Here is a 26,111-nt window from a genome sequence, read left to right as displayed (position 1 = left end):
TGAATTCGATATAGGTTTTTACATTATTTTTCTTCAACGGAAAACACAAATTCATCATATTCTGCCGTTCGCCAGGCCAAATGTCGGGTAGCGGGTGAAAGCGCAAAATATGGTGAAAAGGTCTTCACTTTCACCGTTTTACCATCCGGCATAAATTCCAGATACCGCAACCAACCATCACCGCCATTGCCGTGCCAGCCGCCTCCTAATGCCTGTGCATTAAATACCATTTGTGTGACGATTTCCCCGTCTGATTTGGGATCTTGATTGAAAGCAACATGACCTTTGGGATCGTCCGGTTTGCCAATATGTCCGGCAATTACCATACGTACATTTCTGGAGGGATATATCAATTTTTCCCAAATCGCCTGCCCGTAATTTCCATTTTCGATAGGGTAATTTTCCTTTTCTATCCGTTCATTGGCAGAATTCATATAGGAATGAGTAAGTACGACGACACGATGATTTTCGTACTTTGCCTGGTCTATCGTTTTTCGGGCCCATTCCAGGACCTCATCCCTCGGTGCAAATTCCAGGTTGAGGAATATATAAGGAATACCATTGGGATCGATCCATTCAGAAACAGAATTAGCCAGGGTAGGCATCCCGGATTTATTGTAAAAATATTCTCGCAACATCTTCTCGTTTAGCAGATTTCTGTCTGCCGTAATATATTTATCGTAGTAAGTGTGTCGAGTTTCTATATTTTTATAACCAAAATCATGATTTCCCGCAGCCAATACATAGGAGACTTTTTGGTCCAATCTGGTAATGGCCCTGTCCACTGCCCGCCATTGGTTAATGCTGCTTTGGTTTCCATTGACCCCGACACCTTTTAGGATATTGTTTTGTTCGACCAGGTCACCCGTACATAGTACCATTTTGATATTGAGTGGATCAATATTCTCTGCGATCCAGGTAGTCATAATATCGAATATCCCCTGATTTCGTTCGAACTTGACATAGGTCTGCGGATCCGGGAGGATGACAAGGGACCAGGAATCTTTATGTTCTAATTCCGGATCTTGATATTCATTTTCCTGACTGTAAGCAAATTGAGTAATGGATAAAATTACTAAAACAGTAATTGCGAACTTCATAGGGAGAATTATTATTTTATTAGGTTTAAAATTACCAGTAAAAATATACTATCTTTTAGTGACATGAAAAATATAATAATAACAATTGGAATATTAATTTTTTGTCACACATCGATTGTTATATCAAATGCGCAAGATGTAAATGCTGTGTATCAGCTTGTCTGGTCTGACGAGTTTAGTGAACATGGACCTCCTGATCCGGATAACTGGATTTTTGAAGAGGGATTTGTAAGAAATGAAGAGGAACAGTGGTATCAGGAAGAAAATGCCAGTTGTAAAGACGGATACCTGGTTATTGAAGCGCGTGAAGTAGATATGCCTAATCCCATATATAGAGAAGGAAGTACTAACTGGAGGACTTCCCGGGAAAAGATCTGGTATACTTCATCTTGTCTCAAAACACAGACAAAACATCAGTGGAAGTTTGGGAAAATAGAAGTGAGGGCAAAGATCGATGCCCGTCCGGGATTGTGGCCTGCAATATGGACCCTGGGTGTGGAAGGGGAGTGGCCTTCTAATGGAGAATGCGATATCATGGAATATTACAGGGGGATGATCCTGGCCAATTTTGCCTGGGGAACAGATCAGAGATTCAAGGCGAAATGGGATGATAAAAAGATCCCTATTGAAAAATTCGGTGAGGAATGGTCGGACGATTTTCATATATGGACCCTGGAATGGAATAAAGATTCGATGAAAATATTCATTGATGATGAATTGGTGAATGAAGTGGATTTATCCCATACCATTAATGAAAGTGATGGGATAAACCCTTTTCATCAACCCCACTATATATTACTCAATCTCGCTATAGGAGGAATGAATGGTGGTGATCCTTCGGAAACGGAATTTCCTTCCAGATATCTGGTGGATTATGTAAGGGTGTATCAGGAAAAGTAGTCCGCCGACACCATTCGAATACATGGTAATAATGAAAGGCTTAGCATCTGACATATCGCCACCAATTCAAGAATACTTATTTTGAGCCACAACCAACAGTCGTAAACTGTAGGCAATTCCTACTCGATATAAATTGCGAAGCGGTTCATTAGCTTAACGTCATTTCTCATCGATTTTCGGATTTTACCTCTCCGGATACAACTGGAATTGCTTCATATACTCGTTAATTTCTCCTTTTATTGATTGGATCTTCTCGTTATTTTTAATATCGGATAGAATTAGATCAATCCATTCAACAACCTGTCTACTGTGATCTTCAGAGAATCCACGACTGGTGACTGCAGCTGCACCTATTCGGATGCCGGAAGTAACGAACGGTGATTCCGTATCAAATGGTACCATATTTTTGTTTACAGTGATATCTGCTGCCACAAGGGCGTTTTCGGCATCTTTCCCGGTCAGTCCTTTATTCCGTAAGTCAATCAACATCATGTGATTATCGGTTCCTCCGCTAATGATTTTATACCCTTTTTCTACAAATAATTCTGCCATCGCTCTTGCATTAGAGATTACCTGGTCGGCATAATCTCCAAATTCAGGTTGTAACGCTTCATTAAATGATACGGCCTTTGCTGCTATAACATGTTCCAATGGTCCTCCCTGCATGCCGGGGAAAACACCGCTATTGAGGATGGAAGACATTTTTATGGCTTTGCCTTTTCGCGTTTTTCTTCCCCATGGGTTCTCGAAATCCTTACCCATCATGATGATTCCACCCCGGGGACCGCGCAAGGTTTTGTGAGTCGTGCTGGTTACTATATGGCAGTAGGGCATGGGGTCATTGAGCTTTTTAGCTGCAATTAATCCTGCAGGGTGAGCAATATCAGCCATCAATAAGGCTCCCACTTCATCGGCTATCGCCCTGAACTCTTTGTAATCCCAGTCCCGTGCATAAGCTGAAGCACCGCAAATAATGAGTTTTGGCTGCTCTTTCTGTGCTACTTCCCGTACCTTGCTCATATCTATTCTACCGGTTTCTTTTTCTACTCCATAGTGGACGGCGCGGTAGTTTTTACCGGAAAAACTCACTGGTGATCCATGTGTAAGGTGCCCTCCATGGGAAAGGTCAAATCCGAGAATGGTGTCGCCTGCTTTCAGTGTAGCCAAATACACAGCTGCATTGGCCTGTGATCCGGAATGAGGTTGTACGTTTGCATATTCCGCACCGAACAATTCTTTTAACCGATCTATGGCTAATTGCTCGATTTTATCAACGACTTCACATCCTCCGTAATATCTTTTGCCTGGATAGCCCTCGGCATATTTATTGGTCAGGCATGTGCCCATGGCATTCAGTACATCTGAACTGCAAAAATTTTCAGAAGCGATGAGTTCTATTCCATGTCGCTGCCTGCTTAATTCGTCATTGATTAACTCGAGTATTTGCGGATCTTTCATTGGTTAAATTTTCGTAAAATTTAATGAGGCTCAAAGGTAAATTTTTTATGATTAAAAAAAGCAATTCACCGTAAAAAGGCGTATAAATATCTTTTCTACTCTATACCGGGTAAAAGTATTATTTCGATATTTTAATTTTAAATACTTTCTATCTTTGAAAGATGAAAAGCATAAGCTATGCTCAGTTATAAAACCATAGTTGTCAAGATTGGTTCGAATGTACTTACACGGTCGGATGGGTTACCCGATATGGATAGGATGTCGGAATTGGCACAACAGATCCACAGGTTGGAAGAAACGGGCATCAAAACCGTTCTTGTTTCTTCGGGTGCAGTTGCATTTGGCCGAAGTTTGAACCTGAATGTAGATACAAAAAATAGCCTGGCGGCGAGGCAGGTTTGGGCTGCAACCGGTCAGGTGAAATTGGTGCAAGCCTGGCAAGAGCAGTGGGAACCACTTGGAATGATGTGTGCCCAGGTAATGGTTACCCGGGAAGACTTTCGTAGCAGAAGGCATTATTTGAATATGAGGCAGTGCATCCATCATTTGTTGGGACACGGTGTAATACCTGTAGTAAATGAAAATGATGTAGTAGCTGTCACGGAGCTAATGTTTACTGATAATGATGAATTGGCTGGACTAATAGCAGCAATGACAGAAGCTGATGCTCTTATTATTTTGACAAATGTAGATGGGATTTACGATCGGCCACCGAATGATGATGGAGCCCGACTTATCCAGGAAATTGAGCCGTCTGAATTCAAGCCCGGAGAATTTATTGGTTCTGAAAAGTCTTCTTTTGGAAGGGGCGGAATGATTACGAAAGCCAGTATGGCACGAAAAACTGCAGGGTTGGGTATTAGTGTACACATTGCCAATGGATTAAGGGACAATATTCTCGTAGACATCATAAATGAAAATGTGGACCATACGGTTTTTGCTGCAAAGGATTTCAAGCGTAACCGGAAGAAGTGGATCGCTCACTCTGGTACTTTCTCCAACGGAAAGGTTGTAATTAACCAAGGTGCTATACAAGCGTTGAACTCGGATAAAGCTACCAGCCTGTTGCCCGTTGGAATTGTGGATGTTATTTCGGAGTTTAGAAAGGGTGATATTATAAAAATTGTTAGCGAGGAAGGAAATATAATCGGATGGGGAAAAGCGGAGTACAGTTCAGAAAAGACAAGGAAGAGGTTGGGATTACAAAAACAAAAAGTCCTCGTTCACTACGATTATTTATTTATTGAAGAGGGCGGATCTATTTTGGAATAAGTAGAAGTCAGCATTACTTGTAAAAGTCCTTTTTCCCCGGTGTGTGATAGTCTTTGAGTACCTGATATTCTTCCAATTTATGGAGCTATGGCCTCGTATTAATTGGGATAATAATTCAGGTAGCGTGTTACCTACTTACATTGAAAGCCGCAATCTCAAAAAGAAAGCAAAGATGTCTGTTCCGATTACTGAAGAATTGTCCTTTGCCAGGAAAAGTTGGGAAAAGAAATCAAGGTCCCAATTCTGCGCCAGACTATAAGTCAAATTAGGGCTGATAAAAAAAGGTTGTGCTTCGACAGGTGAATACACTACGGACATTCCTCCTCCTAAAATAGGAGAAAACGGGTAATTGGCATTTATAAATATGGCGTGACGGTACGGGTATAAATTCTTGGCAGATAATTGAAAAGTAAAGAGGTTGCCGGTCCCGGTGTTCGTGATTCCGAGTTCATTGAATAAGTAGCCAATACTGGTGAATAGTCCATTGTCAAATGAAAAATCAAATCCGGAGGAAAGATTGAAAGTTCTTTGTGCACCTGAAAAAAAATATGAAAATTCATTTTTCCATCCGATATCACCCAGGTAACCAGACCACCCTCCACCGACTATAAAGTCATTTCTGTATTTTCCACCTATAACCTGAAAATCAAAATTTGCCATATTCCACCTGTATAGCATTGCTGCCGTAACATTATTCCAGTTATCAGCCATTTGAATAGCCCCTTCGAGACGGGAGACAGGGCCGGTATACCATGTGGCTCTGATAGCATCAGCACCAGGGCGTTCTTCGTAGTCAAAATCGGTAAAATCGTAAGCATTAAATAGGTCATTTGGGTTCCAGAATGTACTGATTCCCCAATTGATGCGTTGTCTCCCGACCCTTATTTCAACCTTATCCATTGTAAACTCAGCGTACAGGCGATCCAAATAGGTGTTCAAAAGGAGCTTTTTATTATCAATAAGGTTGAATGATAATTTTAAATAATCATTATTTTGGTCGTGGATGGTCTCGCCCATTTGAGGGCTTAATTCAAAATAATTACCGTAAAACATCCGGGACCTCAATCCTGCATGAAGGTTGATAACATTATTGTTCGGTAAAAAAGTGGCATTTAAACGATGTTGGAACAGCCCATCTGTCAAAACCTGGTTTATGTGGGGTTGGTATAGGACCGTTTGCATTTGTTTGATATAGCCATTGGAAGTAACGAATTGCGTACGGCTTGAATCATTATCGGATTGGGCAAAGCTCGTCTGGAGACCAATAAATAAAGCAAATAATAGAAACCTGTAATCCATGTTATGGTTTTTTATTCTACCGGGAAAGCGGTTGGTTCTTTTTTACAATTTTATCTTCGCTGATCAAACCATCTTCCAGGTTTATTATTCGATGGGCACGGTCTATTACCCTTTGATCGTGGGTGGAAAATACAAATGTCATATTTTCTTCCCTGTTGAGATTTTCCATAATATCGAGGAGGTTGGCCGTAGAGGTTGAATCCAGGTTGGCTGTTGGTTCATCTGCCAGTACAAATGAAGGTTTTGATGCTAAAGCCCTGGCCACGGCAACTCTTTGTTGTTGTCCGCCCGAGAGTTCATTGGGACGATTATGGATTTTATCGCCAAGCCCTACGGCTTTTAAGAGGTCTACAGCTCTTTTCCTTCGTTGTTCCTTGTCCCTTTTTTGGAGCAGCATAATAAATTCTACATTTTCCAGGGCCGTCAATACGGGTATTAAGTTATACGACTGAAACACAAAACCGATGTTCTTTTTTCGAAAATCGATTAATTGAGAGGCTGACAGTGATGTTATATCTATTCCGGATACTTCTATGGATCCTTCGGACGGATTATCCAATCCACCGATAATATTCAAAAGGGTTGATTTACCAGAACCTGAAGGCCCTACAATTGCAGTGAATTCACCTTTTTTAATTTCCAGGTCTACTCCACGGAGGGCGTGTACAGGGACCTTGGTTTCCTGATATGTTTTGTGGAGGTTTTTTGTTTTGATTATTGTGTTTTTCATGATGGTATTTTTTAAGCTTGAAGTCCGGAGCATAAAGACAGTTCGAAGCATGAAGAAAAAAAGAAAACTTGAAGTTTATGGTTTAAAAAAACTTCGTACTTTATTTTATCCTTTTTCTGAACGCAATGATCATATTCATGAGGTCAAATGCTTCGCTTCGTTATAATGGTTTTCAAATTCTTTTTCTGAAATGTAATTTCTATTCCGTGGCTTGTAAAGGCAAGTAATGACTTCTGCTAAAGAGCGAATTGAATATCCAATAAATTTTCTATATTCCGGATTGGATTGACCTATAGAACCTTTTGCTATGTTAAGCGCAATAGAATCTGCAGCCCTTCTCAGTTGTGAGGACAAATTGTAGTTTTCCTCTTTTGGAGATTTATAAGTTATCTTATTTAAATCTTCACCAAATGCCATGGCCTTTTGCCAAATGATCAAATCTTCGAATTTAAATTTCATTGCTTTAGTGATTATTCATGTACAAATTTTTTAATGTTCACGTACTTCTTCGGTCTTCGGCCTCCAGTCTTACCACTTACAATTTCCTCAGTGCATCCACTGGTTTCAATGAGGTAGCCTTCCGGGCTGGGTACAGGGATGCCAAAACTGCTGTAATCAAAACCGAAAGGGCTATGACCAGGTAATACTTCCCTTCCAGTGCGGGATGGATGACACTGGTCATTCCGACCTGGTTAAGACCATCAGCCCATTGCTCCAAATTAATTCCACGGGAAGCTGTTCCAAAAATCGTAAGTCTTCCCAGGGCCATACCTAATGGCACACCTACAAAAGTGAGAAAAATGGTCTCAAGTACAACCATAAAAAACACCTTCGCTTTATTCATACCTACTGCCATTAACATCCCCAATTCTCGATATCTCTCAAGTACGGCCATAAGCATGGTGTTGATAATTCCAAAAACCAGTGCAAGCATAAATATCGTAATCATAATACTCAGGCTCAACTGGATTTGGCTTCCCATTAATTCCAGATCCGGAGCGATTTCCTTGTAGTTTTGGATCACTAAATTCCCGGGTAGTTTACTTCTAAGGGTGTATTGAAATTCTTCGACCCGATCAATGTCTTTTGTAGTTATAGCAATTTCATGAACTTCTCCTTGTGATAAATCCGTTAATTTTTGCAGATTATTGATAGGGACAAAAGCATTGATTTCATCGTTTTGGCCGTTTACATTTTGGATGATTCCTGATACCCTGAATGCTGCAGCAGTTACATTTCCATCTACATTTTGAAAATTGACAACTACCTTTGATTTTATTTTGACATTTAATTTTTCTGCCAGCGTTATACTTATGAGGATCGGGTTATTCAAATCGCTCTTTAAACCCTCCCCCCGGATAATTTTTGAATCTAATTCGGATACCTGATTTTCCAAATCAGGATATATTCCCTTTAAATTAATCCCCCGGGTGGAAACAGGTGATGAAATCATTCCGCTTATTGAAATCCGGGGGGAGAAATTTATAACATTTTCATCTTTTTTGAGTGTTGGGAGAACTTTCGAAGTATTGAAATAGTTTTGAATGCCCTTTTCTGCAAGGTATTCTACGGAGTGAATTTGTATATGGGAGGTACGATTTTTTATAGCGTTTTCCATATATCCATTGATCATTCCGGTAGTGAGCCCGTTAATGAAAATCAGTGCCCAAATCCCCAGAGTGATTGCGACAATGAGAATCACCGATCTTACCGGATTCCTCCATATATTTTTCCACGCTATTTTGAACAACATCTTTATAATTTTATAATTTTAATACCCAATACACAAATCCCAAATAATATCCAATTCTCAAATTCCAATGCTGAAGTCTATTATAACGATATATTCTGGAGATTTTCATTTGCCTTTAATTGCCCCGAAAGCTATCGGTACGGTGCTTGTCGCTGGGAATTTATTTATACCCGCATTGCAGCTACTGGTTTTAGTTTTTTGAGGGAAAACAATGGGTATATAGAAATAAAAAGAACCATGACAAAAACAACGACTACTTGTTCATAAAATATCCGGGGGTCTATTATTGCTTTAATCAAAGGCTCCATATTAAATTGTTCGTAGGTTTCAGCGTATTTATCGCCAAGGGCAATGGGATTTTTATTAAAGTATGTTACGATTGGTAAAGCAATTATAGAACCCGCGACCACACCAATTATCCCTATTCCCAGAATTTCCAGTGCCACCATTTGGAATAACATCCGTGATTTCATGCCTATGGCCTTAAGGACCCCAAATTCATATTGGCGTTCTTTCAACATCATCATGACGGTTCCGAGAATTCCAAATCCAATAAGCAGATAGAGAATGTAAAGAATGATTTTACTACTTGCTTCATCAATGCTTTGCGCTTCTATAATCGAAGGGATGAGTTCTTCGTAAGACATAATTTCATATTGGTTTGTATCGAGATGATTCTTGTAATATTGGACTGTCTCATCGATGTGGTCAATGCTGGAGGTAGTGATTACGAAAGAAGATAAAAGGTTTTCTGCGGCATAAAAATACTGTGCTTCAGCTAACGGGATATAGACCATTTGTTTATTGAACTCTGGTGTGCCGAAATCGGCAATACCTGTTATCCTATATTGACCAACTGCATTGTTGCCTCTGTAGCCCTGGCTTATGGCAACTAGCGTATCACCTACGTTGAGTTGCATTGTTTTGGATAAATCCTTACCAATGACAGCTTCGCTCTTGTCGGGAGTCAAATACCTTCCCTCGATGAGTTGGTCTTCAATATTGCTGAAACTATTTGCTTGTGCGGGGTCTATTCCTGCGATCAGGACTCCCTTGGTCTTATTGTTGGCGGATGCAAGGGCAAAATTTTCCAACCGTGTTAAAACCTTGTTGGCTCCCGGTGCATTTAATAAAGTATCTTTGAATGCAGGACTATTATCCATTAACAAATCAATCGATTGATTCTCCCAATATCCCTTTTGGTGGACCTGGATATATCCTGTATAATTATGTAACATTCCTTCCAGTGTATTGAACCAGGTCCCTTTCTGAATCGAAGACATGGCAATAGCAAAAAAAGCTGCGAACATCACACTGGCAGCAGTGATTAGTGTACGCCTTTTATTTCTCCACAAGTTTCGTAATGCGAGTTTGATTACAGTAATCATTACCGGATATTTTTCATATTTTGAATGGTGAACATGCGTTCTGAAATATCTTCATTGAAGCGAAACTCCAGGTATTCGACGATAGTTTTTTGGCCGGGTTTATCCTCCGGAATGACTTCCAACCTTGACGGGAGGTGGCGTTCTCCGAATTGTTTTACATTACCGGCATTCATTGTGTTAATCAGGAAGCCGTCTTCGTCGTAAAATTCAGATTTGATTTGCATGAAATATTCCTTTGAAATCCACATAATAATTTTTCCCCACACGACAGCAGCATTTTCCTTTGGATGTAACGCTACCTTATAAGTATCGTATTCCCGCACTTTTTCTTCCCCAAGTAATTGGTGGGTATAGTCTTTAACCAGAGAGGATTCCCGCACAAGGTCATCATTTGTAAAATCAGATCCCATCCAGGATTGGGACATCATAGAGGGGGGGAGTTTAATGGTCCGTTCAATTCTCGGCTGCCAGTTCCAGATTTCATTATCCCTTTTAAGATAGGCAATTCCTTTGTCTCGGGAAGGCCCTGTAACCTGAATTAATGCCAATTCGCTGCCTTTTGCCCAACTTTGCATGGTTGTTTCCCTTTCCCAGGCCGGACGGATGATGGTCATTTTCATCTGGGAATAACTATCTCCCCCACGAATATTTTCTTCTGACTTTTGAATAATCTGTTCAGCAGTCAAGTTTTGTGCCCGGACAAAAAATGCTGTTGATAATAAACCCAAAATGGCAATTACAAATTTCATCATTTAATTATTTAGAATTTACCCTCTGCTATAGGGATAAGTAATTTTTTACGGAAAAATTCGAACATCTCGTCGAGTTTGTAGTCTTCATCCATATATAGATAATGAAGAACCAAACCATCCATCGCAGCTCCCAATAGAAAGTATGTTTTTTCCGATTCATGGGGATTAACCCCAAGCTTTTCCAACATTTCCTGAAATACGGGAAAGAATTTTTCTTTCATATCCAGCACGTCTTTTATAATTTTTAATTTGACGTCCCCCTGAAGGGTAAGAAGCATTAACAATCGGTAATAGTGGGGATTTTTCTTTAATTCAATCAGGGTATTTTCAAAAGTGGAACTCAATTGTTCGGAAGCTGACATATTTTCCCAATCACGGAAGTTGAATATCTCTTTTGACCTTTCAAAGGAATCCTGGATTATATATTCAAGAAGTTCATCTTTACTGTGAAAGTAATTATACATTAATCCCTTGGATATTCCGGCTTTGGAGGCAATTTCACTTACTGAAGTATTATGAAATCCATGGTTGGCAAATAACTCCAGGGCAACACTTCCAATTTCTTGTTTTCGCTGTATTTTCAGGTCTTCTGCTGTTTTTTTATGAATGTTTTTCACTTTTTCTTTTTATGTTGACTGACCGTTTAGTCATTGTAAAACTACTGAATATATTTATTGTTTATAATTTTTTTTAAATTTTGTAACCAGGTTCATTAAAAAATGTGAAACCTGAATTCGAAAAATACTTAGTGGCAAAAGGTTTGACATTATAAGATTTGACTTCTCAAGACCAATTCTTAGTCAACTTTTAAATGACATTTGTAGGAAAGGGGCACTGCTATCAGGTGGGCAACCAAAAAAAATCTAATGCTAGACAGGGTGTTAAAAAGGATAAAATGTTTAATGTAGCAGTGGTTTTTCACTCTGGCGCAGAGCAGATGCGTATTTTATTAAATGGTAGGTTCTGCCTAAAGTTTCATCCGGTAGGATGCCATTCCAAAGGAATTCACGGGCTTGACCAAGGATATGGGCATACTGATTGTCTCTGACCACTGGCAGGGTAAAGGGGGACATCAGGTTAACCATGGTGACCTTTTAGGGATTGTGCCAAGGCTAGTTCTCCGGCTGGTTTATCCAGAAGGGGTATCACGTATTAAAATAGACACATGTATTCCAGATTCTGGCGATTCCGTGATTTACGAAGACTAAATTGGCTAAAATAAAAAAAGGCAATGCGCTGCATTACCTTATCCTGTGCATGCTGGAAATACTTCATCTTTCCCAGCACCCTATTACAAATGTAAAAATGTAATATTAATCGAATGTTACCGTAATGATAACTCTGAGTTAAGTGTAATTTGAGGAAATTAATCCGTGCTTTTTGCTGCTTTTTCAGCTTCCAGCTTTTCTTTTTCTTGCTGAACTTTTTTTAGTTTTTCAGCTTCCAGTTTTTTCTTTTCCTCTTCTTCGTCCATTCCTTTTTGAAGTTCTTCTTCCAAGGAAGACCGGGCTGTGTTAAATTCCCTGATACCTTTACCAATTCCCTTCATCAACTCTGGAATTTTTCGTCCACCAAATAATAGTAAGACTGCAAAAAATATCAAAATCCACTCCATGCCCCCTGGTAGCCCCAATAAAATCAAATTGCTTATCATTTTCTTTCTCTTTTAGTACAGTTATTAAAACGCAAGTTAGATAATTAGTTCATTATTTAATAGAATATTTTGGGATTATTTTGAGGAAGCAACCCGAAGCCCGGCAACGAAAGCTCATGGCTTAATATATAACTTGAAGCGTTACCTATTATCCCAGATTCGCCACCACATCAATATTCCCTTTGACTTTTTGTCCTTTGGATACTAATATCTTTGCGTCTAAGGGTAGATAAATATCTACGCGGGATCCGAATTTAATAAAACCGAGGTCTTCTCCCTGTTGAACGGGGTCACCCGGTATGGTTTTATAGCATACGATTCTTCGCGCCATGGCCCCTGCGATTTGTCTAAGTAGGATCTTCTGTTGTTGGTGCGTCTCCAGTACAATGGTGTTGCGTTCATTTTCTGTAGAAGATTTGGGATGCCAGGCAACCAGGTATTTACCCGGATGGTATTTGTAATATAAAATTTTTCCAGAAATGGGAACGCGGTTGACATGAACATTCAAAGGAGACATGAATATTGAAATTTGCCATTTTTCCTCATTGAAGTACTCACTTTCTAATACTTTTTCAATAACTACCACCTCTCCATCTGCAGGACAAAGAATATCATATTCCCCCTTATGTTGGGTTGGACGGAGAGGATTCCGAAAAAAATATAAAATAAAAACCAGGAGAATAAAAAGTGCAATAAAAAGTATTATTGAAAAAATACCCGGAAAAACAGTGAGAATTATTAAGCCTGCCATTACCAGGACAGAGGCATAATTGACGTATTGATTACCTTCTTTGTGAATGAAATTTGACATAAACCTAAATGTTTAGAATCGTAACACAAATATAGTATAACGGCAAGGCAAATAGTAGGGAATCCATCCTGTCCAAAATTCCACCATGGCCTGGAAGTAAGGTACCACTATCCTTGATATTATGTCTCCGTTTTATTTTAGATTCAAATAAATCCCCGGTAATTCCGAATATGGCCACGAGCACGCCAATAGAAAACCAGATTTTTGATTCTTCAATCTTTAAAATATAATGGGCGGCTACGAATGCAATTATTCCGGCACATAATACCCCGGTAATAGCTCCTTCCCAGGTCTTGCCCGGTGAAATACTGGGTGACAATTTTCTTTGTCCGTATAATCTTCCCCCGATATAAGCACATGTGTCAGCCGTCCAAATTATCGTAAATAATAAAATTAAATAAGTTGGGGGAATTTCCAGTCCCAATAGATACAAAAATATAAAGGGAGGTAAAATATATAGGAAAGATCCAATTATATATTTTCTTTTAAAGACTGATGATTGAAAGACCAAAACGCAAAACAAGTAAAATAGAGCCGTAGAAATAATACATATATTGATCCAAATAGGGCCTACAGCTGCCTTGGCGAGAAATAAGCTAAAGTGTAAGAAAATATAAATTATTATTCCGGAAGTTATCCACACCTGATTGGGTTTTTGAATCAATTGCAGCCGTCCCCATTCATATGTAGCTACCAGCAGTAGTAGGGCGCATACGGTGAGCCAGTAGGGTTGTCTGAGATACAGACCTCCTATTAATGCAATTATATAAATAGCAGCTCCGGGAATACGTTTGTATAAGTCTTGCATACTTTTGCAAAAGTGGTATTTTTCGCCGGATTAATTAAATTTGGGGCGTGAAAAAAGTCGGAAGAAACAATAATGAGGCTAAAAGCCCGAATAGCTATCGGGACCAATTGTAAATGGAATGCTGCAAACTTCTGATTTACAGACTCATTGGCGCAGAAAGATTTTGGTAGCCCGCAGGATATAAACTTTATTACAGAACAATGTCGCAAGCTTTTTATATTGTGACTTTGAAGCAAAATAGAAATGAATACAAAATTAAGTGTTAATATCAACAAAGTAGCATTAATTAGAAATGCAAGAGGGGAGGGTTTCCCGGATTTGGTGAAATTTGCGGTGGATTGCGAAAAATTTGGTGCTGAAGGAATTACTGTTCATCCTCGGCCCGATGAGAGGCATATTCGTTATAGTGATATTCCATTACTTAAGGAAGTGGTAACCACGGAATTGAACATTGAGGGAAATCCTACCGATAGGTTTATGGATATGGTGTTACAGTACAAGCCACACCAGTGCACACTGGTACCTGATGCTCCAGATGCATTAACCAGCAACCAGGGGTGGGATACGGTGAAGTACGGGGAAAAATTGAAAAGGATAATCGGACGGTTGCAAGATGCGGGAATCCGGGTTAGCATTTTTGTCGATGACAACCCGGAAATGATCATTGGAGCGGAAGCTGCTGGAACGGATAGAATAGAATTATATACCGGACCATATGCGGCTCAATTCAGTTCCAATCCCGAAGCTGCTGTTAATTCATATATGTTGACTGCGGAAGAAGCTGTTAAAAGAGGAATAGGGATAAATGCAGGTCATGATCTGAATCTGGAAAATTTAACTTTTTTGATAAAAAAGATTCCTGCAATAGCTGAAGTTTCTATAGGTCATGCTTTAATAGCTGATGCACTATATTATGGTATTAAAAGTACGATACAGATGTATAAAAGCAAGCTCCATTAGAACTTTTTATTTGGTTATTGAGATAGAAACCAGCTACAGAAAAAATTCTCAGAAATATTTTTTGGTTGAATTTGACATGGATAATTAAACTTAATTGGTTTAAGTTGGTTAGTCAAGTCATGATGTTTGCCTATGTTTTTGCATAGTCAGCATAGTTATATGTACGTGATAAAACCCTGAAAATATTTTGTGATGAAAATTATACATATTCTACATAAACAACAATTTTTATTAATTATTCGAAATAAAATGTAGAATTCTTTAAGTTTTTATAGCAATACTCCTTGAAAGTTTACGAAATATTTACTTGAATCCTATTTATACAATTAGTGAAATTGATATTTTATTTGACTTTTGGTCAATTGTTATTCAGGGAAATTTTATTGCGTGGAACTGGGTTGGTTAACAAATAAATAACAAGAAAATAATATAAACTTTATAAAGTGTGAAGTTTAAGATCGGTTTGGAAATAACAATTTAAATCAAATTTGAAATTATAGATATTGTTATTTGGTCAAATTGATTTTTATTAAGTTAAAATATTTATATATCTTTGTTTCTCAAATGAATTTTGTGGGTTAAGGAAGCGTTAAGCCCTCACCATTCGTTTACGAATTGAAAACTGACTTAAGGACGATAACAAAGTCCGAAATATGACACGTTGATAGTTGTTTTTAGCGGCTTTTTCTCAGCGAGTTGTTCCGGACTCTGTTTGACTCTTTTATAAATAATTATTTAATCAAAAAAAATGGCATGAAAAGATTGTTATTATTAACAACTATGGTCTTGTGCGTTGGTGTGTTTTCTTACGCCCAGACCACTGTTTCGGGAACAGTTGTCGACGAGGCTGGGGACCCCTTAATCGGAGCCAATGTATTGGCCAAGGGTACTACAGCTGGAGCGATAACTGATTTTGACGGAAATTATGAATTAGAAGTTCCCGATGGGTCTGAAATCCTGATTTTTAGTTATACGGGGTTTGAAACCAAGGAAGTGGAAATGGACGGGAGGACAGAAATTGATGTGGTATTGGTATCTGGTCAACTTTTGGAAGAGATCGTTGTAACTTCTACCGGGTTGAAAAGAAACGCCCGGAATGTTGTATATGCAAACCAAACGGTTGGATCAGAGGATTTGAATTCTACACCAAATAAAAATGCATTGGAAGCTTTACGTGGGAAAGCAGCCGGTGTGAAAATCACTACTGGTTCCGGTTCAGTCGGGGCATCCAGTAGGATTGTTTTGAGAGGTGAAGGTTCCCTTACCGGAAATAACAACGCTCTCATAGTGATCGATGGTATTCCGATAGATAATTCATCAAGCCGTGGAGGGGGAAGTTCAGCAGAAAATGCCGCCGCTCAGAACGGTTATGCTGACTATGGCAACCGTTTTAATGATTTGAACCCGGACGATATTGAATCAATAACCGTACTTAAAGGACCTTCAGCTACGTCTTTATACGGTTCTCGAGGAGCTTCTGGAGTACTCGTGATTACAACCAAAAAAGGTGGTGGCGGTGAAGACGGAAATGTAGAGATTGGAGTGAAATCTTCCTATTCCGTTCAGGATGCTTATGTTCTACTGCAAAGACAGGATCAATTCGGACAGGGATATGGTACTGCCCATTTCGATACGGGAGAAAACTGGTCATGGGGCCCCGCTTTTGATGGCGTGGAAAGGCCGTGGACCAGTCCGGTAGATACGGATGGAGACGGTGCACTCGAAGCATTGGTGAGACCTTATAGTGCTGTTCCAGATCAAATTGAAAATTTCTTCCGCCAGGGTAGTACACTGAATAACAGTATTTATTTTTCAGGGGCAAAAGGAGGATTTACTTATTATGCTTCATATGCCAGGGTAGGACAGGATGGAATCATGGACAATACCCGGTACGATCGAAATACTTTCAATGTAAAAGCGAGTGCAGAGTTGACAGATCGCTTAACGACAGATTTTGGTGTTAATTTTTCAACAACCAAGTTAAATACAGCTACTGAGGGGTATCGTCCCTTTGAAGGATTAAATGCATATGCCAATGCCATTCAGGCACCCGTGAATATTCCATACAATGAAATAAGGGACTATACAAGTCCGTTCCATGACCTGGATGGATTTTACGGCAGTTATGCAATCAATCCGTATTTTATCTTAAATGAATATCAGTCGCAGGGAAAGTTCAAAAACTTGTTAGCTAATTTCTCAATGACATATAATCTCCTGGAAGGATTGGATGTTATTGGTCGAATCGGAATGAATTCTGTGAACCGGGACATTGACGAGAGTATTCCGCGATTTGCATATTCTAACCATTTGATATGGGGTGATAATTTTGAATTAAGCAGTCGTGGCGGAAGGCACAATTCTCCAGGTGAGTATTCCAACCTGGAAGGAAATAATGTGAATCTGGATGTTACGACAATGTTGAACTATGACCGTTCCTTGACAGCGGATGGGAAATGGACATTAAATGCGACTGCCGGTTACAATTTATTTGAAAGAACTACCCAGTCTGTTACAGGATCTACTGTTGGAGGTTTGGTTGTGCCGGGATGGTATAACCTGAGTAATAGTGTTGGACAGTCCACGTCTACGGAGGCCAGTTCCAGGTATCGGTTGTACGGTGTATATGGTAATGCTTCCATTGGGTTTAATAATGCCGTATTTTTAGAATATTCGGCCAGAAATGACTGGTCTTCAACATTGCCGCCGGAAAATAATTCATTTTTCTACCAGGCACTCGGAGGATCTGTCGTGTTGACCGACTTATTGAATATGCAGGATAATGACTTTCTGAGTTTCTTGAAGTTAAGAGGAAGTGTTGGAACGACTGGTAAAGATGCTGGTCTATACTTATTGCGTTCTTCGTTTATCGGGAATCCAGTCCTTCAACCGTTGGCCGGAGGTCATGATTTGACGTTCCCATTAAATGGTCAGTCCGGGTTTACGGTCTCCAATGTAATCGGGAATCCCAATTTGAGACCTGAATTGACTACTACCTATGAATTTGGTGCTGACCTGGGATTGTTTGATAATAGAATAAATGTAGAGTATACCTGGTATAATTCTGTGCATACGGACCAGATCGTAGAGATTAGTTTACCGGCATCCACCGGGTTTACGTTGACGACGAGCAATATTGGTGAAATGACCAATAAAGGACATGAGTTGGCATTAAACTTAAAACCAATAGAGGGGGTAGTGAAAGACCTTTACTGGGATGTCGATTTGATATATTCTAAAAACGTCAACGAGGTAGTTTCCATTTCTGATGAGTCTGATGAATTGGTTACTGGAGGACCCTATACCAATGCTTCTGTATCTGTAGTGGCTAAAGAGGGTTTACCTTTTGGTACATTCAAAAGTACAACCCCATCTAGAACGGATGCCGGGGAAGTGATCGTAGGTGCAGACGGATTACCTGTTTTGACATCAGATGAACACTATTTCGGTTCTTACCAACCGGACTGGACGGCAAGTGCGAGCACTAGATTACGCTATAAAGGAATTGGGTTCAACATCCTGTTTGATTATAGAAAAGGTGGAGTATTCTTCTCTACTACCAAAGACCAGTTGGAATTCAACGGTACAGCAATGTCCACTTTGGTAAACAATCGGGAGCCATTTGTTATTCCTAATAGTGTAGTCGAAGATGAGTCCGGGAATTACGTTCCCAATGAAACGGAGGTAACCGCTGAAGATATTTATGCTATATCCGGCACAGCCTGGGGAGGGAATAGCTTATTAATTGATGCGACATTTTTGAAATTGAGGGAAGTTGGTTTGAGTTATACACTACCGAAAAATCTTTTAGGTGCAGCACCGATATCTGATGTTACTGTGAGTCTGTTTGCCCATAATTTGAAATTCTGGCTGCCGGATGAAAATACCTACGCAGATCCTGAAATTGGCGGACCGACATTGAATGGTAATGCAGCAGGGGTCGAGACCTCTCAAACACCCCCGTCTAAGAGCTATGGTATTAATTTAAGTTTGACATTTTAATAAGTAAACTGAGAAAATTATGAAATCAATATATAAATTCGGAATCCTGTTTATAGCATTGTTTGCTTTTTCATGCTCCGAAAAATTAGAAGAATTAAATATCGATCCCGATAGTTCTCCAACTGCGCGTCCGCAGGAAGTGCTTACCAGTGCACAGGGATATATCTCCTGGGTGGTGGAAAGCCAATTTAGTGAAAGATCAGCGTTATGGGGGCAATATTGGGCCTGGGGCCCTGGCGTAGCCATAGGTGACGCCGGGCGGTATATTATGAACGGTGCTTCGGCAAATAACCTTTGGTCCAGGGCATATGCCAATGCCCTGACGGACCTTCAATACCTGGTCAGGTCAGAGGATCCTGCTTTTGTGGGAATGGGAAAAATCCTTCAGGCGTATACTTTTCAGATGTTGGTCGATTTTTTCGGAGATATACCTTTTTCAGAAGCACTAAAAGGAGAAATTGATGATGGTTCCGTTTTAGCGCCTTCTTACGACGACGATGCATCGATATATGCAGCATTGATTCCTTTGGTTGATGAAGGCATTGAGCAATTGAATGCCGCATCCGCTGGAGATGTGGGATCTGAGGATTTAATTTACGGGGGAGACCTCGATAGTTGGACCAGATTTGCCAACTCATTAAAATTAAGAATTTTGATGAGGCAATCAGCGGTTAGTGACATGGGAGGTGCTGTTACTTCTTTGATCAATTCGGCTACATTTGTAGAGAGTACGGCAGAAGCTCCGTTTATTGAATTTCTGGGTGATGCTGGGAATGAGAACCCTATGTTTGCAGATTTTGAATCCGGTGTGGCTAATTTTTATGTAGCCAGTAATAGTAGTTTGAATGTATTAAGGGAACTTAGTGACCCCCGTATTGACAAAATATACGACCCTGCACCGAATTCCGGTACAGTAGAAGGATTGGATCAGGGCGCAGCTGCTGATCTTCCTAATACAATTCCGGTAGAAGATTTTAGCCAGGGATCTAAAATTACATATGCCGTCGATAATCCGGTAATTCTTATGAGTGATTGGGAAGTTTGGTTTTTAAGAGCTGAAGCTGCTGCCAGATATGGTACATCCGATGATGAGTCAGAAGCACTTTCCAATGCTATTACATCTCATTTTAATTATGTGGGATTGGATGACGCTGCTGCAAGTAGTTATATTTCTACCCTTGGTTATGATGCAGGTTCCGGACTAAATGATAAGATCAGTATTATCGGTGTTCAAAAATGGATATCTATGAATGGTTTGCAAGAGCCTGAAGGATGGACTGAAGCGAGAAGATTTGATACCCCGGATAATCCTATTTTTACAGATCCAGCAAGTGGAATCTTTCAAACACCGACAGCTTCTTCACTGGGGCAAGGTGTGCATCCGTCCAGTTGGGTATATCCGGCTACAGAAATCAGTTTGAATTCCAATTCACCTTCTCAAAAGAGCATTATGGACAAAGTGTTTTGGGATAATTAAACCAATTAAAATTTAAGAAAATGAAGAATATAAAGTTATTTGCTTTAGCGCTATTGTCGGTTTTCTTTTTCTCTTGTGAAAAAGATGCGGACATAGTGGAATCAACCATTACATATTTACCTAAATTTGAAACAGAAGGGCCCGATTATATCGAGCTTACCTGTCAGGAGGATTTCGAGGAGCCTGCTACCTCTGCATTTGAAGGGGGAAATGAAATACCGGTAAACCGGACGGTTAACGGAGTGTATTTCGGAGCTAATGAGGTTAGTATTCCCGATCAGTATATTATTAATTATAGTGCTACCAATGTAGATAGTATTCCGGGAGCTTACATGCGGGAGGTTTTAAAATATCCATGCAGTGGGGATTTACAGTCTGATATTTCCGGAGTGTATACTTCTACAGTAGCCAGAGTTACCGGGGATGTGCAAACAGGGATGACCAACATTTTTATTGTTCAAACCTCTGAAAACACCTATTTGTTGTCTAATGGAGCCGGTGCTTATTATGATAAGGGAGCTGATTGGGCTTATGGTTCGGACTATTCCGCCAAAGGGGCAGTTATAACGGTAAATGATTTAAGTACTAATGATATAACCGTTTCAAGCGCTGCTTTCCCACTATGGGGTTACGTGATGGATATTACTGATTTCAAAGTTGATCCTGCTTCAAAGACTATTACATTCCACAGTAAAAATGCGGATATTGCCTCTTTGGATTTCCAGGTTACTTTGACACAAGTTCAATAGGGTAGAAGAAGATAGTAATTATTCTAGTGAAATATATGAAAAGGTTGATTGCGATTGCAGTCAACCTTTTTTTGTAGAAATTAGAGATAAGTGTTGCCAGGAGGTTTTGGATATAGGAAGTAACGCGCTGACTTTAGTAACGAGAGCTTGACGAATAATTGTTCCTGTCATTATTTGTGCGAAGAAAGCAAAGCTCAGGGCATCCCTTTGTGGAAGTCAATACCAGAATCGACGATTTCACTAGTTTCCGACCCTGGATTTACACCCATAGTTAATTGTATTTCGCTTTCCGATGATTTCATGTCGGAACAGGCGCATCATAGCTCTTATTTGCTCTGTTGAACTCACATTAAGTAAAGAAAATGTATGAGAGCTACATTCTATCCCATTTTTATGAAGTTCTCGTCAATTAAACTATGAGGGCAGGGGCTTTTCGTCCTGTAATTGATTGTTCTGTATCTTTTATCCTGACATTTTGATAGAGCAGGCCGAAGTAATAAGGTTAGAATTTTGTTGGGCTTTAACCGTCCGATCTATTAGGGGTAATACATACCGAAAAGTATTCTGTCGGGGAAGTCTCCGGATCTTTGGGAAAAGTCAATTGTGAAAATGTTCGTCTCCAGTTCGGGCTTGCTTTATGCCTTCCTTGGGGAATCTCTTCCCAGAACTCTCATTATTTAGAAATGATTAGCCCATTGAAGGCTGATTAAATCAGGAGGGAATGGGGGAACCTTGTATTTTCAATTCCCTGACCACCTGACATTATCAATTACGGGTTTCATTCGGATTAATTTTAGCAGGTATAACTGAATGTGATGCACTGATCTGTAAGCAATCTTTTCATCTGTTTTTCCGTTGTTTGCCTTCCATTTCATCCTGCGAATGATTCCTTTTGCCAGTCTTGGTTTAGAATAGATTTTGATGATGGCAGTGTTAAAGGTTAATTTTTTGAACCTACACTATCTTTATATATTTCTTGTCTAAATTTTAAAATCTGGATTTTTACAATTATATTTAATTACAGTGGTTATTAATATAATTGATTACAAGCATCAATTGTATTTTTTTAATCTGTGGGGAAATGTTTGTGAGGATATGTGGATTTCTCCGGAAGAACTAGAATATATATAGTATAATTTTTCATGCCTATGAAAATATTTGAATCGTTTTTAGACTACATTATGTATGAGAAAAGGTATTCTGTTCATACGGTGGAGGCATACAGGTCTGATTTGGTTCAATTTTTCGATTTTATTACCAGCACCTTTGGTAATTCAACTGAGATTGATCAGATTTCTCATCAGTTTATAAGAAGTTGGATATATAGTCTGGTAGAGGAGGGAGTTGGGAAACGGTCTATTAATCGAAAGATTTCAACGCTGCGTTCTTATTTTAAATTTCTTAAGAAGTCTGGTAGGGTTGAAACTAATCCTATGGCCAAAATTTTTAATTTGAAATCAGGAACTTCTTTACCAGGTACGATTCGAGTAGAGCCTTTGATGAAGTATATCGCCATGGATTGTAAGACATGGGAAGAGGTAAGGGATAATGTAATGGTTCATTTGTTATATGAAACGGGTATGCGAAGGTCGGAGTTAATTGAACTTAGATATCCCGATATCAAGACCAATCCCGGGCGAATAAAAATGGTCGGTAAAGGAAAGAAGGAGCGTATTATCCCCATATCGGATGCGCTTTTGGATAAATTGAATTTATATAAAGTAAAAACTTTTGATCATTTCGGGATGGAAAGTAATTTTGTTTTACTGACCAATAAAGGGAAAAAAGTATACGATAAATGGGTATACAATCGCATTGTATCAATTTTAAAAACTATCAGTTCTGCTGAAAAATTGAGTCCACACGTTTTGAGACATTCTATTGCTACACATTTATTAGACAATGGAGCAGATATACGGGTAATACAGTCTCTCCTGGGACACAGTAGTCTCGCTGCTACAGAAATATACACACACAACTCCATCGGAAAACTCAAAGATGCGTATAAGAAATCTTTGCCTGATCTGGATGGTGTTATTCTTTAACATATTAAAATCTTTTTGTTATGAGAGTAAGAGTAGAATCTGTTCATTTCACAGCTGACACGGAACTCGTCAATTTTATTGAAAGAAAAATGCAGAAATTGGAGCAATTTTTTGATCAGATTATTGATGTCGAGATTTTTTTAAAACTTGAAAATTCCGGTCAGGTAAGGGATAAGGTATTTGAAGGTAAGATTCATGTACCTGGTGATACAATTTTTGTTAAAGAAGTAGACAAAACATTTGAGTCTGCTACAGATAAAGCAGTAGATGTTTTAAAAAGACAAATAATAAAACACAAGGAAATGCAAAGGGCGTATTAAGTCAGACTAAGTAAGAAAGCCCGTAGCTGCAAGTCTCTTCAGGACTAGAAGCTACGGGCTTTTTATTTGCTGAAAAAAATACAAAATTTAGTTTTGAAATTAGAATTCTAAGTGCTATCTTTGCAATCGCTTTAAGAGGAAGCGTGATAATTTGAAATTTTTTTAATTAATATCTAAACACTAACGCCTTATTCTCTTCTTGGTTGTGCGTCAATTTATCGATGTAAGATAATAACTGAGTGGGATTGTTATAGAACGTTTACGCAAAGGATTTTAAATTCCTTTTGTGTAAGTAGGGGGTTTGTTTGTGCTTGAGTTTTTTAGGTGTCCAAGGTTTTTATGGCCTGGGGTATTTGAGAATTAAATGAATATTATTGCCGGCATAGCTCAGTTGGCCAGAGCAGCTGATTTGTAATCAGCGGGTCGGGGGTTCGAATCCCTCTGCCGGCTCAATACTGTATTCATGTGCAGGGCATAAATGAATTCTTTTTGTGGCTTGTTGTTTTAAGCGCTGCTGATAGTTATTTTTTATAATAATTATTGGTAATGCCAATTTTAATGATTCGGGATTTAGTTGCTTTGTAAGCGAGAATGTCTCGATGAATTTTGATAATGGGGGTGCGCCGGAGTTGGAGAGCCGGGCCAGACTGTAAATCTGGTGACTCTGTCTGAATAGGTTCGATTCCTATCACCCCCACTGAGTGAACACGAGCTGTGTTTTGCAAAGGTGAAGATATATAAATAAATTAGCGGGAGTAGCTCAGTTGGTAGAGCATCAGCCTTCCAAGCTGAGGGTCGCGGGTTCGAGTCTCGTCTCCCGCTCAAATTTTGAAAAAGATAAGCTGAGGTTTGTTTTTTCAAATCTTTTGTTTATTTAATATAGCTTTATGACTTTGTGCCAATGTAGCTCAGGGGTAGAGCACTTCCATGGTAAGGAAGGGGTCGGGGGTTCAAATCCCTTCATTGGCTCCAGGTTAGTGGACGGATAGCCTTAATCACAAAATTGTTGATACATAAAAATCAAAGGTAATGGCAAAGGAAACTTTTGAACGGAATAAACCGCATTTGAACATTGGAACCATTGGTCACGTGGACCATGGAAAAACAACATTGACAGCAGCAATCACGTATGTATTGTCTGATGATGGATTTGCAAATAAAATGGATTATGATGCCATTGATGCAGCTCCAGAAGAGAAAGAACGTGGTATTACCATTAATACTGCTCACGTAGAGTATGAAACTGCGAATAGACACTATGCACACGTAGATTGTCCGGGTCACGCTGACTATGTTAAAAACATGGTAACTGGTGCGGCGCAGATGGATGGAGCTATTTTGGTAGTAGCTGCAACGGACGGACCTATGCCTCAGACAAGGGAGCATATCTTGTTGGCTCGACAGGTAGGTGTACCTAAGATTGTAGCTTTTATGAATAAAGTTGATCTTGTAGATGATGCCGAGATGTTGGAGTTGGTGGAAATGGAAGTTCGCGAATTATTAGATCAGTATGAATTCGATGGTGACAATGCAAGTGTTATTCAGGGTTCAGCATTGAAGGCATTGGAAGGAGATGCTGATGCAATCCAGGCAATCAGGGATTTGATGGCGGCAGTAGATGCCGATATTCCAGAGCCAACTCGTGTTGTTGATAAACCTTTCTTGATGCCTGTAGAGGATGTTTTCTCTATTACAGGTCGTGGAACAGTAGCTACCGGAAGAATTGAAAGAGGTGTTATTGAAGTAGGTAATCCTGTGGAAATTGTTGGTATGACTGAAGAAGGTGTTAAGCCTAAGACTTCTACGGTTACAGGAGTAGAGATGTTTAGAAAGATTTTGAACAGAGGAGAAGCGGGAGATAATGCTGGTCTTTTGTTAAGGGGTATCGATAAAGAAGATATAGAAAGAGGACAGGTTATCTGTGCTCCGGGTACTGTAGCTCCTCATGCACATTTCAAATGTGAAGTGTATGTGTTGAGTAAAGATGAAGGTGGACGTCATAAGCCATTCTTCAATGGTTACCGACCTCAGTTTTATTTCCGAACTACAGATGTTACAGGTGATATTTCTTTGCCCGATGGTGTAGAAATGGTAATGCCTGGTGATAATGTGACATTGGAAGTTAAATTGATCAATAGAATTGCCATGGATAAAGGATTGCGATTTGCAATTCGTGAAGGGGGAAGAACAATTGGAGCTGGTCAGGTGACAGAGATTTTAGATTAATATATTTATATATATAATGAATAATGTATTTGATTAAGCTCCAAAGTTTGGTGCTTAATCATTTACATTATTGAAATATATAAAGGAGAGTGGCTCAATTGGTAGAGCAGCGGTCTCCAAAACCGCAGGTTGCAGGTTCGAGTCCTGTCTCTCCTGCTAATAAAAAAGTGGTCTTTTAATAGATTTCTATCGTTAAGAAATGAAAGGCAAATGAGTAAAATATCGGACAGTTTTCGAGAAAGTTATTACGAACTTACACAAAAAGTGACCTGGCCTTCATGGTCTGCACTGATAAGTAGTACAATATTGGTTCTAATAGCTAGTATTATTTTTGCTTTAATTGTATTTGTTATGGACACTGTTTCAAAGCAAGTACTTGACTTGATATACAGTCTCGGTTAGAATTA

The 26,111-nt window shown here is 39.4% G+C and carries 22 protein-coding genes and 5 tRNA genes; 15 read left to right on the top strand and 12 right to left on the bottom strand.

Annotated features, from left to right (window positions below; genetic code table 11):
- Positions 1-23: 23 nt before the first annotated feature.
- The gene (locus LVD47_RS08640; protein WP_236975302.1) at positions 24-1,100 is read right to left on the bottom strand and encodes a metallophosphoesterase; all 1,077 of its coding nucleotides are present in this window, start codon (positions 1,098-1,100) and stop codon (positions 24-26) included.
- A gap of 63 nt (positions 1,101-1,163) precedes the next feature.
- Between LVD47_RS08640 and LVD47_RS08635 the strand changes: the two genes are divergently transcribed.
- On the top strand, positions 1,164-2,000 hold the full coding sequence (locus LVD47_RS08635) for a glycoside hydrolase family 16 protein (protein WP_236975300.1): 837 nt from the start codon (positions 1,164-1,166) through the stop codon (positions 1,998-2,000).
- Between the two features lie 183 nt (positions 2,001-2,183).
- Here the strand turns inward: LVD47_RS08635 and glyA are convergent, their stop codons facing one another.
- Positions 2,184-3,458 (bottom strand): serine hydroxymethyltransferase, encoded by a 1,275-nt coding sequence (gene glyA / locus LVD47_RS08630; RefSeq protein WP_236975298.1) that lies wholly within the window; start codon positions 3,456-3,458, stop codon positions 2,184-2,186.
- 177 nt (positions 3,459-3,635) lie between these two features.
- On the opposite strand from glyA, the gene proB reads away from it, so the two are divergent.
- The gene (proB, locus tag LVD47_RS08625; RefSeq protein ID WP_236975296.1) at positions 3,636-4,730 is read left to right on the top strand and encodes a glutamate 5-kinase; all 1,095 of its coding nucleotides are present in this window, start codon (positions 3,636-3,638) and stop codon (positions 4,728-4,730) included.
- 135 nt (positions 4,731-4,865) lie between these two features.
- Here the strand turns inward: proB and LVD47_RS08620 are convergent, their stop codons facing one another.
- From LVD47_RS08620 to LVD47_RS08575, 10 genes are all read right to left on the bottom strand, one after another.
- Positions 4,866-6,029 carry a DUF1302 family protein gene (locus LVD47_RS08620; protein ID WP_236975293.1) on the bottom strand — a complete coding sequence of 388 codons (1,164 nt, stop codon included), beginning with the start codon at positions 6,027-6,029 and terminating at the stop codon, positions 4,866-4,868.
- 16 nt (positions 6,030-6,045) lie between these two features.
- A complete protein-coding gene (locus tag LVD47_RS08615; RefSeq protein WP_236975291.1) occupies positions 6,046-6,759 on the bottom strand; it encodes an ABC transporter ATP-binding protein in 714 nt (237 codons plus the stop codon).
- 135 nt (positions 6,760-6,894) lie between these two features.
- Positions 6,895-7,218: a four helix bundle protein gene (locus LVD47_RS08610; RefSeq protein ID WP_236975289.1), complete on the bottom strand. Its 324-nt coding sequence runs from the start codon at positions 7,216-7,218 to the stop codon at positions 6,895-6,897.
- Between the two features lie 76 nt (positions 7,219-7,294).
- On the bottom strand, positions 7,295-8,512 hold the full coding sequence (locus tag LVD47_RS08605) for an ABC transporter permease (protein ID WP_236975286.1): 1,218 nt from the start codon (positions 8,510-8,512) through the stop codon (positions 7,295-7,297).
- Positions 8,513-8,676: 164 nt separating this feature from the next.
- Positions 8,677-9,900, bottom strand: a complete 1,224-nt coding sequence (locus LVD47_RS08600) for an ABC transporter permease (RefSeq protein WP_236975284.1) — start codon at positions 9,898-9,900, stop codon at positions 8,677-8,679.
- Positions 9,900-10,652 carry an outer membrane lipoprotein-sorting protein gene (locus tag LVD47_RS08595; protein WP_236975281.1) on the bottom strand — a complete coding sequence of 251 codons (753 nt, stop codon included), beginning with the start codon at positions 10,650-10,652 and terminating at the stop codon, positions 9,900-9,902. Before LVD47_RS08595 ends, LVD47_RS08600 begins: the two co-directional genes overlap by 1 nt.
- Positions 10,653-10,660: 8 nt before the next feature.
- Positions 10,661-11,269: a TetR/AcrR family transcriptional regulator gene (locus LVD47_RS08590; protein WP_236975280.1), complete on the bottom strand. Its 609-nt coding sequence runs from the start codon at positions 11,267-11,269 to the stop codon at positions 10,661-10,663.
- A gap of 749 nt (positions 11,270-12,018) precedes the next feature.
- Positions 12,019-12,306 carry a twin-arginine translocase TatA/TatE family subunit gene (locus LVD47_RS08585; protein ID WP_236975279.1) on the bottom strand — a complete coding sequence of 96 codons (288 nt, stop codon included), beginning with the start codon at positions 12,304-12,306 and terminating at the stop codon, positions 12,019-12,021.
- A gap of 148 nt (positions 12,307-12,454) precedes the next feature.
- A complete protein-coding gene (locus tag LVD47_RS08580) occupies positions 12,455-13,117 on the bottom strand; it encodes a phosphatidylserine decarboxylase family protein (protein ID WP_236975278.1) in 663 nt (220 codons plus the stop codon).
- Between the two features lie 4 nt (positions 13,118-13,121).
- The gene (locus LVD47_RS08575; protein ID WP_236975277.1) at positions 13,122-13,925 is read right to left on the bottom strand and encodes a phosphatidate cytidylyltransferase; all 804 of its coding nucleotides are present in this window, start codon (positions 13,923-13,925) and stop codon (positions 13,122-13,124) included.
- A gap of 243 nt (positions 13,926-14,168) precedes the next feature.
- Between LVD47_RS08575 and LVD47_RS08570 the strand changes: the two genes are divergently transcribed.
- The 13 genes from LVD47_RS08570 (at position 14,169) to secE (ending at position 26,106) form a co-directional block, all read left to right on the top strand.
- A complete protein-coding gene (locus LVD47_RS08570; protein WP_236975276.1) occupies positions 14,169-14,885 on the top strand; it encodes a pyridoxine 5'-phosphate synthase in 717 nt (238 codons plus the stop codon).
- Positions 14,886-15,638: 753 nt separating this feature from the next.
- Positions 15,639-18,887 carry a SusC/RagA family TonB-linked outer membrane protein gene (locus LVD47_RS08565; RefSeq protein ID WP_236975275.1) on the top strand — a complete coding sequence of 1,083 codons (3,249 nt, stop codon included), beginning with the start codon at positions 15,639-15,641 and terminating at the stop codon, positions 18,885-18,887.
- A 19-nt stretch (positions 18,888-18,906) separates the two neighbouring features.
- Positions 18,907-20,364 carry a SusD/RagB family nutrient-binding outer membrane lipoprotein gene (locus tag LVD47_RS08560; protein WP_236975274.1) on the top strand — a complete coding sequence of 486 codons (1,458 nt, stop codon included), beginning with the start codon at positions 18,907-18,909 and terminating at the stop codon, positions 20,362-20,364.
- Positions 20,365-20,384: 20 nt separating this feature from the next.
- The gene (locus LVD47_RS08555) at positions 20,385-21,113 is read left to right on the top strand and encodes a BT_2262 family domain-containing protein (RefSeq protein WP_236975273.1); all 729 of its coding nucleotides are present in this window, start codon (positions 20,385-20,387) and stop codon (positions 21,111-21,113) included.
- Between the two features lie 1,148 nt (positions 21,114-22,261).
- Complete coding sequence (locus LVD47_RS08550; RefSeq protein ID WP_255785060.1) at positions 22,262-23,158, top strand: tyrosine-type recombinase/integrase; 897 nt, start codon at positions 22,262-22,264, stop codon at positions 23,156-23,158.
- 20 nt (positions 23,159-23,178) lie between these two features.
- Positions 23,179-23,478, top strand: a complete 300-nt coding sequence (gene hpf, locus LVD47_RS08545) for a ribosome hibernation-promoting factor, HPF/YfiA family (RefSeq protein WP_236975271.1) — start codon at positions 23,179-23,181, stop codon at positions 23,476-23,478.
- A 376-nt stretch (positions 23,479-23,854) separates the two neighbouring features.
- Positions 23,855-23,928, top strand: a tRNA-Thr gene (locus LVD47_RS08540).
- Between the two features lie 164 nt (positions 23,929-24,092).
- A tRNA-Tyr gene (locus LVD47_RS08535) sits at positions 24,093-24,175 on the top strand.
- Positions 24,176-24,227: 52 nt separating this feature from the next.
- Positions 24,228-24,300, top strand: a tRNA-Gly gene (locus LVD47_RS08530).
- Between the two features lie 75 nt (positions 24,301-24,375).
- A tRNA-Thr gene (locus LVD47_RS08525) sits at positions 24,376-24,450 on the top strand.
- A gap of 57 nt (positions 24,451-24,507) precedes the next feature.
- Positions 24,508-25,704, top strand: a complete 1,197-nt coding sequence (gene tuf, locus LVD47_RS08520) for an elongation factor Tu (protein WP_236975270.1) — start codon at positions 24,508-24,510, stop codon at positions 25,702-25,704.
- An 83-nt stretch (positions 25,705-25,787) separates the two neighbouring features.
- Positions 25,788-25,860 (top strand) — tRNA-Trp (locus tag LVD47_RS08515).
- A gap of 54 nt (positions 25,861-25,914) precedes the next feature.
- Positions 25,915-26,106, top strand: coding sequence for a preprotein translocase subunit SecE (gene secE, locus LVD47_RS08510; RefSeq protein ID WP_236975269.1), 192 nt, complete (start codon positions 25,915-25,917; stop codon positions 26,104-26,106).
- The last annotated feature ends 5 nt before the right edge of the window (positions 26,107-26,111 follow it).

Origin of the sequence: Membranihabitans maritimus, assembly GCF_021729145.1 — a bacterium.
Classification (GTDB): domain Bacteria; phylum Bacteroidota; class Bacteroidia; order Chitinophagales; family Saprospiraceae; genus Membranihabitans; species Membranihabitans maritimus.
Note: the sequence above shows the minus strand (reverse complement) of the source record. Positions and strands in the feature narration are given on the sequence as shown.

What these genes read in the sequence shown, in the direction of transcription:
- LVD47_RS08615 (WP_236975291.1), bottom strand. Translation starts at nt 6,759, where the DNA reads ATGAAAAACACAATAATCAAAACAAAAAACCTCCACAAAACATATCAG.
- LVD47_RS08600 (WP_236975284.1), bottom strand. Translation starts at nt 9,900, where the DNA reads ATGATTACTGTAATCAAACTCGCATTACGAAACTTGTGGAGAAATAAA.
- hpf (WP_236975271.1), top strand. Translation starts at nt 23,179, where the DNA reads ATGAGAGTAAGAGTAGAATCTGTTCATTTCACAGCTGACACGGAACTC.
- LVD47_RS08595 (WP_236975281.1), bottom strand. Translation starts at nt 10,652, where the DNA reads ATGATGAAATTTGTAATTGCCATTTTGGGTTTATTATCAACAGCATTT.
- LVD47_RS08640 (WP_236975302.1), bottom strand. Translation starts at nt 1,100, where the DNA reads ATGAAGTTCGCAATTACTGTTTTAGTAATTTTATCCATTACTCAATTT.
- LVD47_RS08565 (WP_236975275.1), top strand. Translation starts at nt 15,639, where the DNA reads ATGAAAAGATTGTTATTATTAACAACTATGGTCTTGTGCGTTGGTGTG.
- LVD47_RS08580 (WP_236975278.1), bottom strand. Translation starts at nt 13,117, where the DNA reads ATGTCAAATTTCATTCACAAAGAAGGTAATCAATACGTCAATTATGCC.
- glyA (WP_236975298.1), bottom strand. Translation starts at nt 3,458, where the DNA reads ATGAAAGATCCGCAAATACTCGAGTTAATCAATGACGAATTAAGCAGG.
- LVD47_RS08585 (WP_236975279.1), bottom strand. Translation starts at nt 12,306, where the DNA reads ATGATAAGCAATTTGATTTTATTGGGGCTACCAGGGGGCATGGAGTGG.
- LVD47_RS08555 (WP_236975273.1), top strand. Translation starts at nt 20,385, where the DNA reads ATGAAGAATATAAAGTTATTTGCTTTAGCGCTATTGTCGGTTTTCTTT.
- LVD47_RS08620 (WP_236975293.1), bottom strand. Translation starts at nt 6,029, where the DNA reads ATGGATTACAGGTTTCTATTATTTGCTTTATTTATTGGTCTCCAGACG.
- LVD47_RS08550 (WP_255785060.1), top strand. Translation starts at nt 22,262, where the DNA reads ATGAAAATATTTGAATCGTTTTTAGACTACATTATGTATGAGAAAAGG.
- LVD47_RS08560 (WP_236975274.1), top strand. Translation starts at nt 18,907, where the DNA reads ATGAAATCAATATATAAATTCGGAATCCTGTTTATAGCATTGTTTGCT.
- LVD47_RS08570 (WP_236975276.1), top strand. Translation starts at nt 14,169, where the DNA reads ATGAATACAAAATTAAGTGTTAATATCAACAAAGTAGCATTAATTAGA.
- LVD47_RS08605 (WP_236975286.1), bottom strand. Translation starts at nt 8,512, where the DNA reads ATGTTGTTCAAAATAGCGTGGAAAAATATATGGAGGAATCCGGTAAGA.
- secE (WP_236975269.1), top strand. Translation starts at nt 25,915, where the DNA reads ATGAGTAAAATATCGGACAGTTTTCGAGAAAGTTATTACGAACTTACA.
- proB (WP_236975296.1), top strand. Translation starts at nt 3,636, where the DNA reads ATGCTCAGTTATAAAACCATAGTTGTCAAGATTGGTTCGAATGTACTT.
- LVD47_RS08610 (WP_236975289.1), bottom strand. Translation starts at nt 7,218, where the DNA reads ATGAAATTTAAATTCGAAGATTTGATCATTTGGCAAAAGGCCATGGCA.
- LVD47_RS08575 (WP_236975277.1), bottom strand. Translation starts at nt 13,925, where the DNA reads ATGCAAGACTTATACAAACGTATTCCCGGAGCTGCTATTTATATAATT.
- LVD47_RS08635 (WP_236975300.1), top strand. Translation starts at nt 1,164, where the DNA reads ATGAAAAATATAATAATAACAATTGGAATATTAATTTTTTGTCACACA.
- tuf (WP_236975270.1), top strand. Translation starts at nt 24,508, where the DNA reads ATGGCAAAGGAAACTTTTGAACGGAATAAACCGCATTTGAACATTGGA.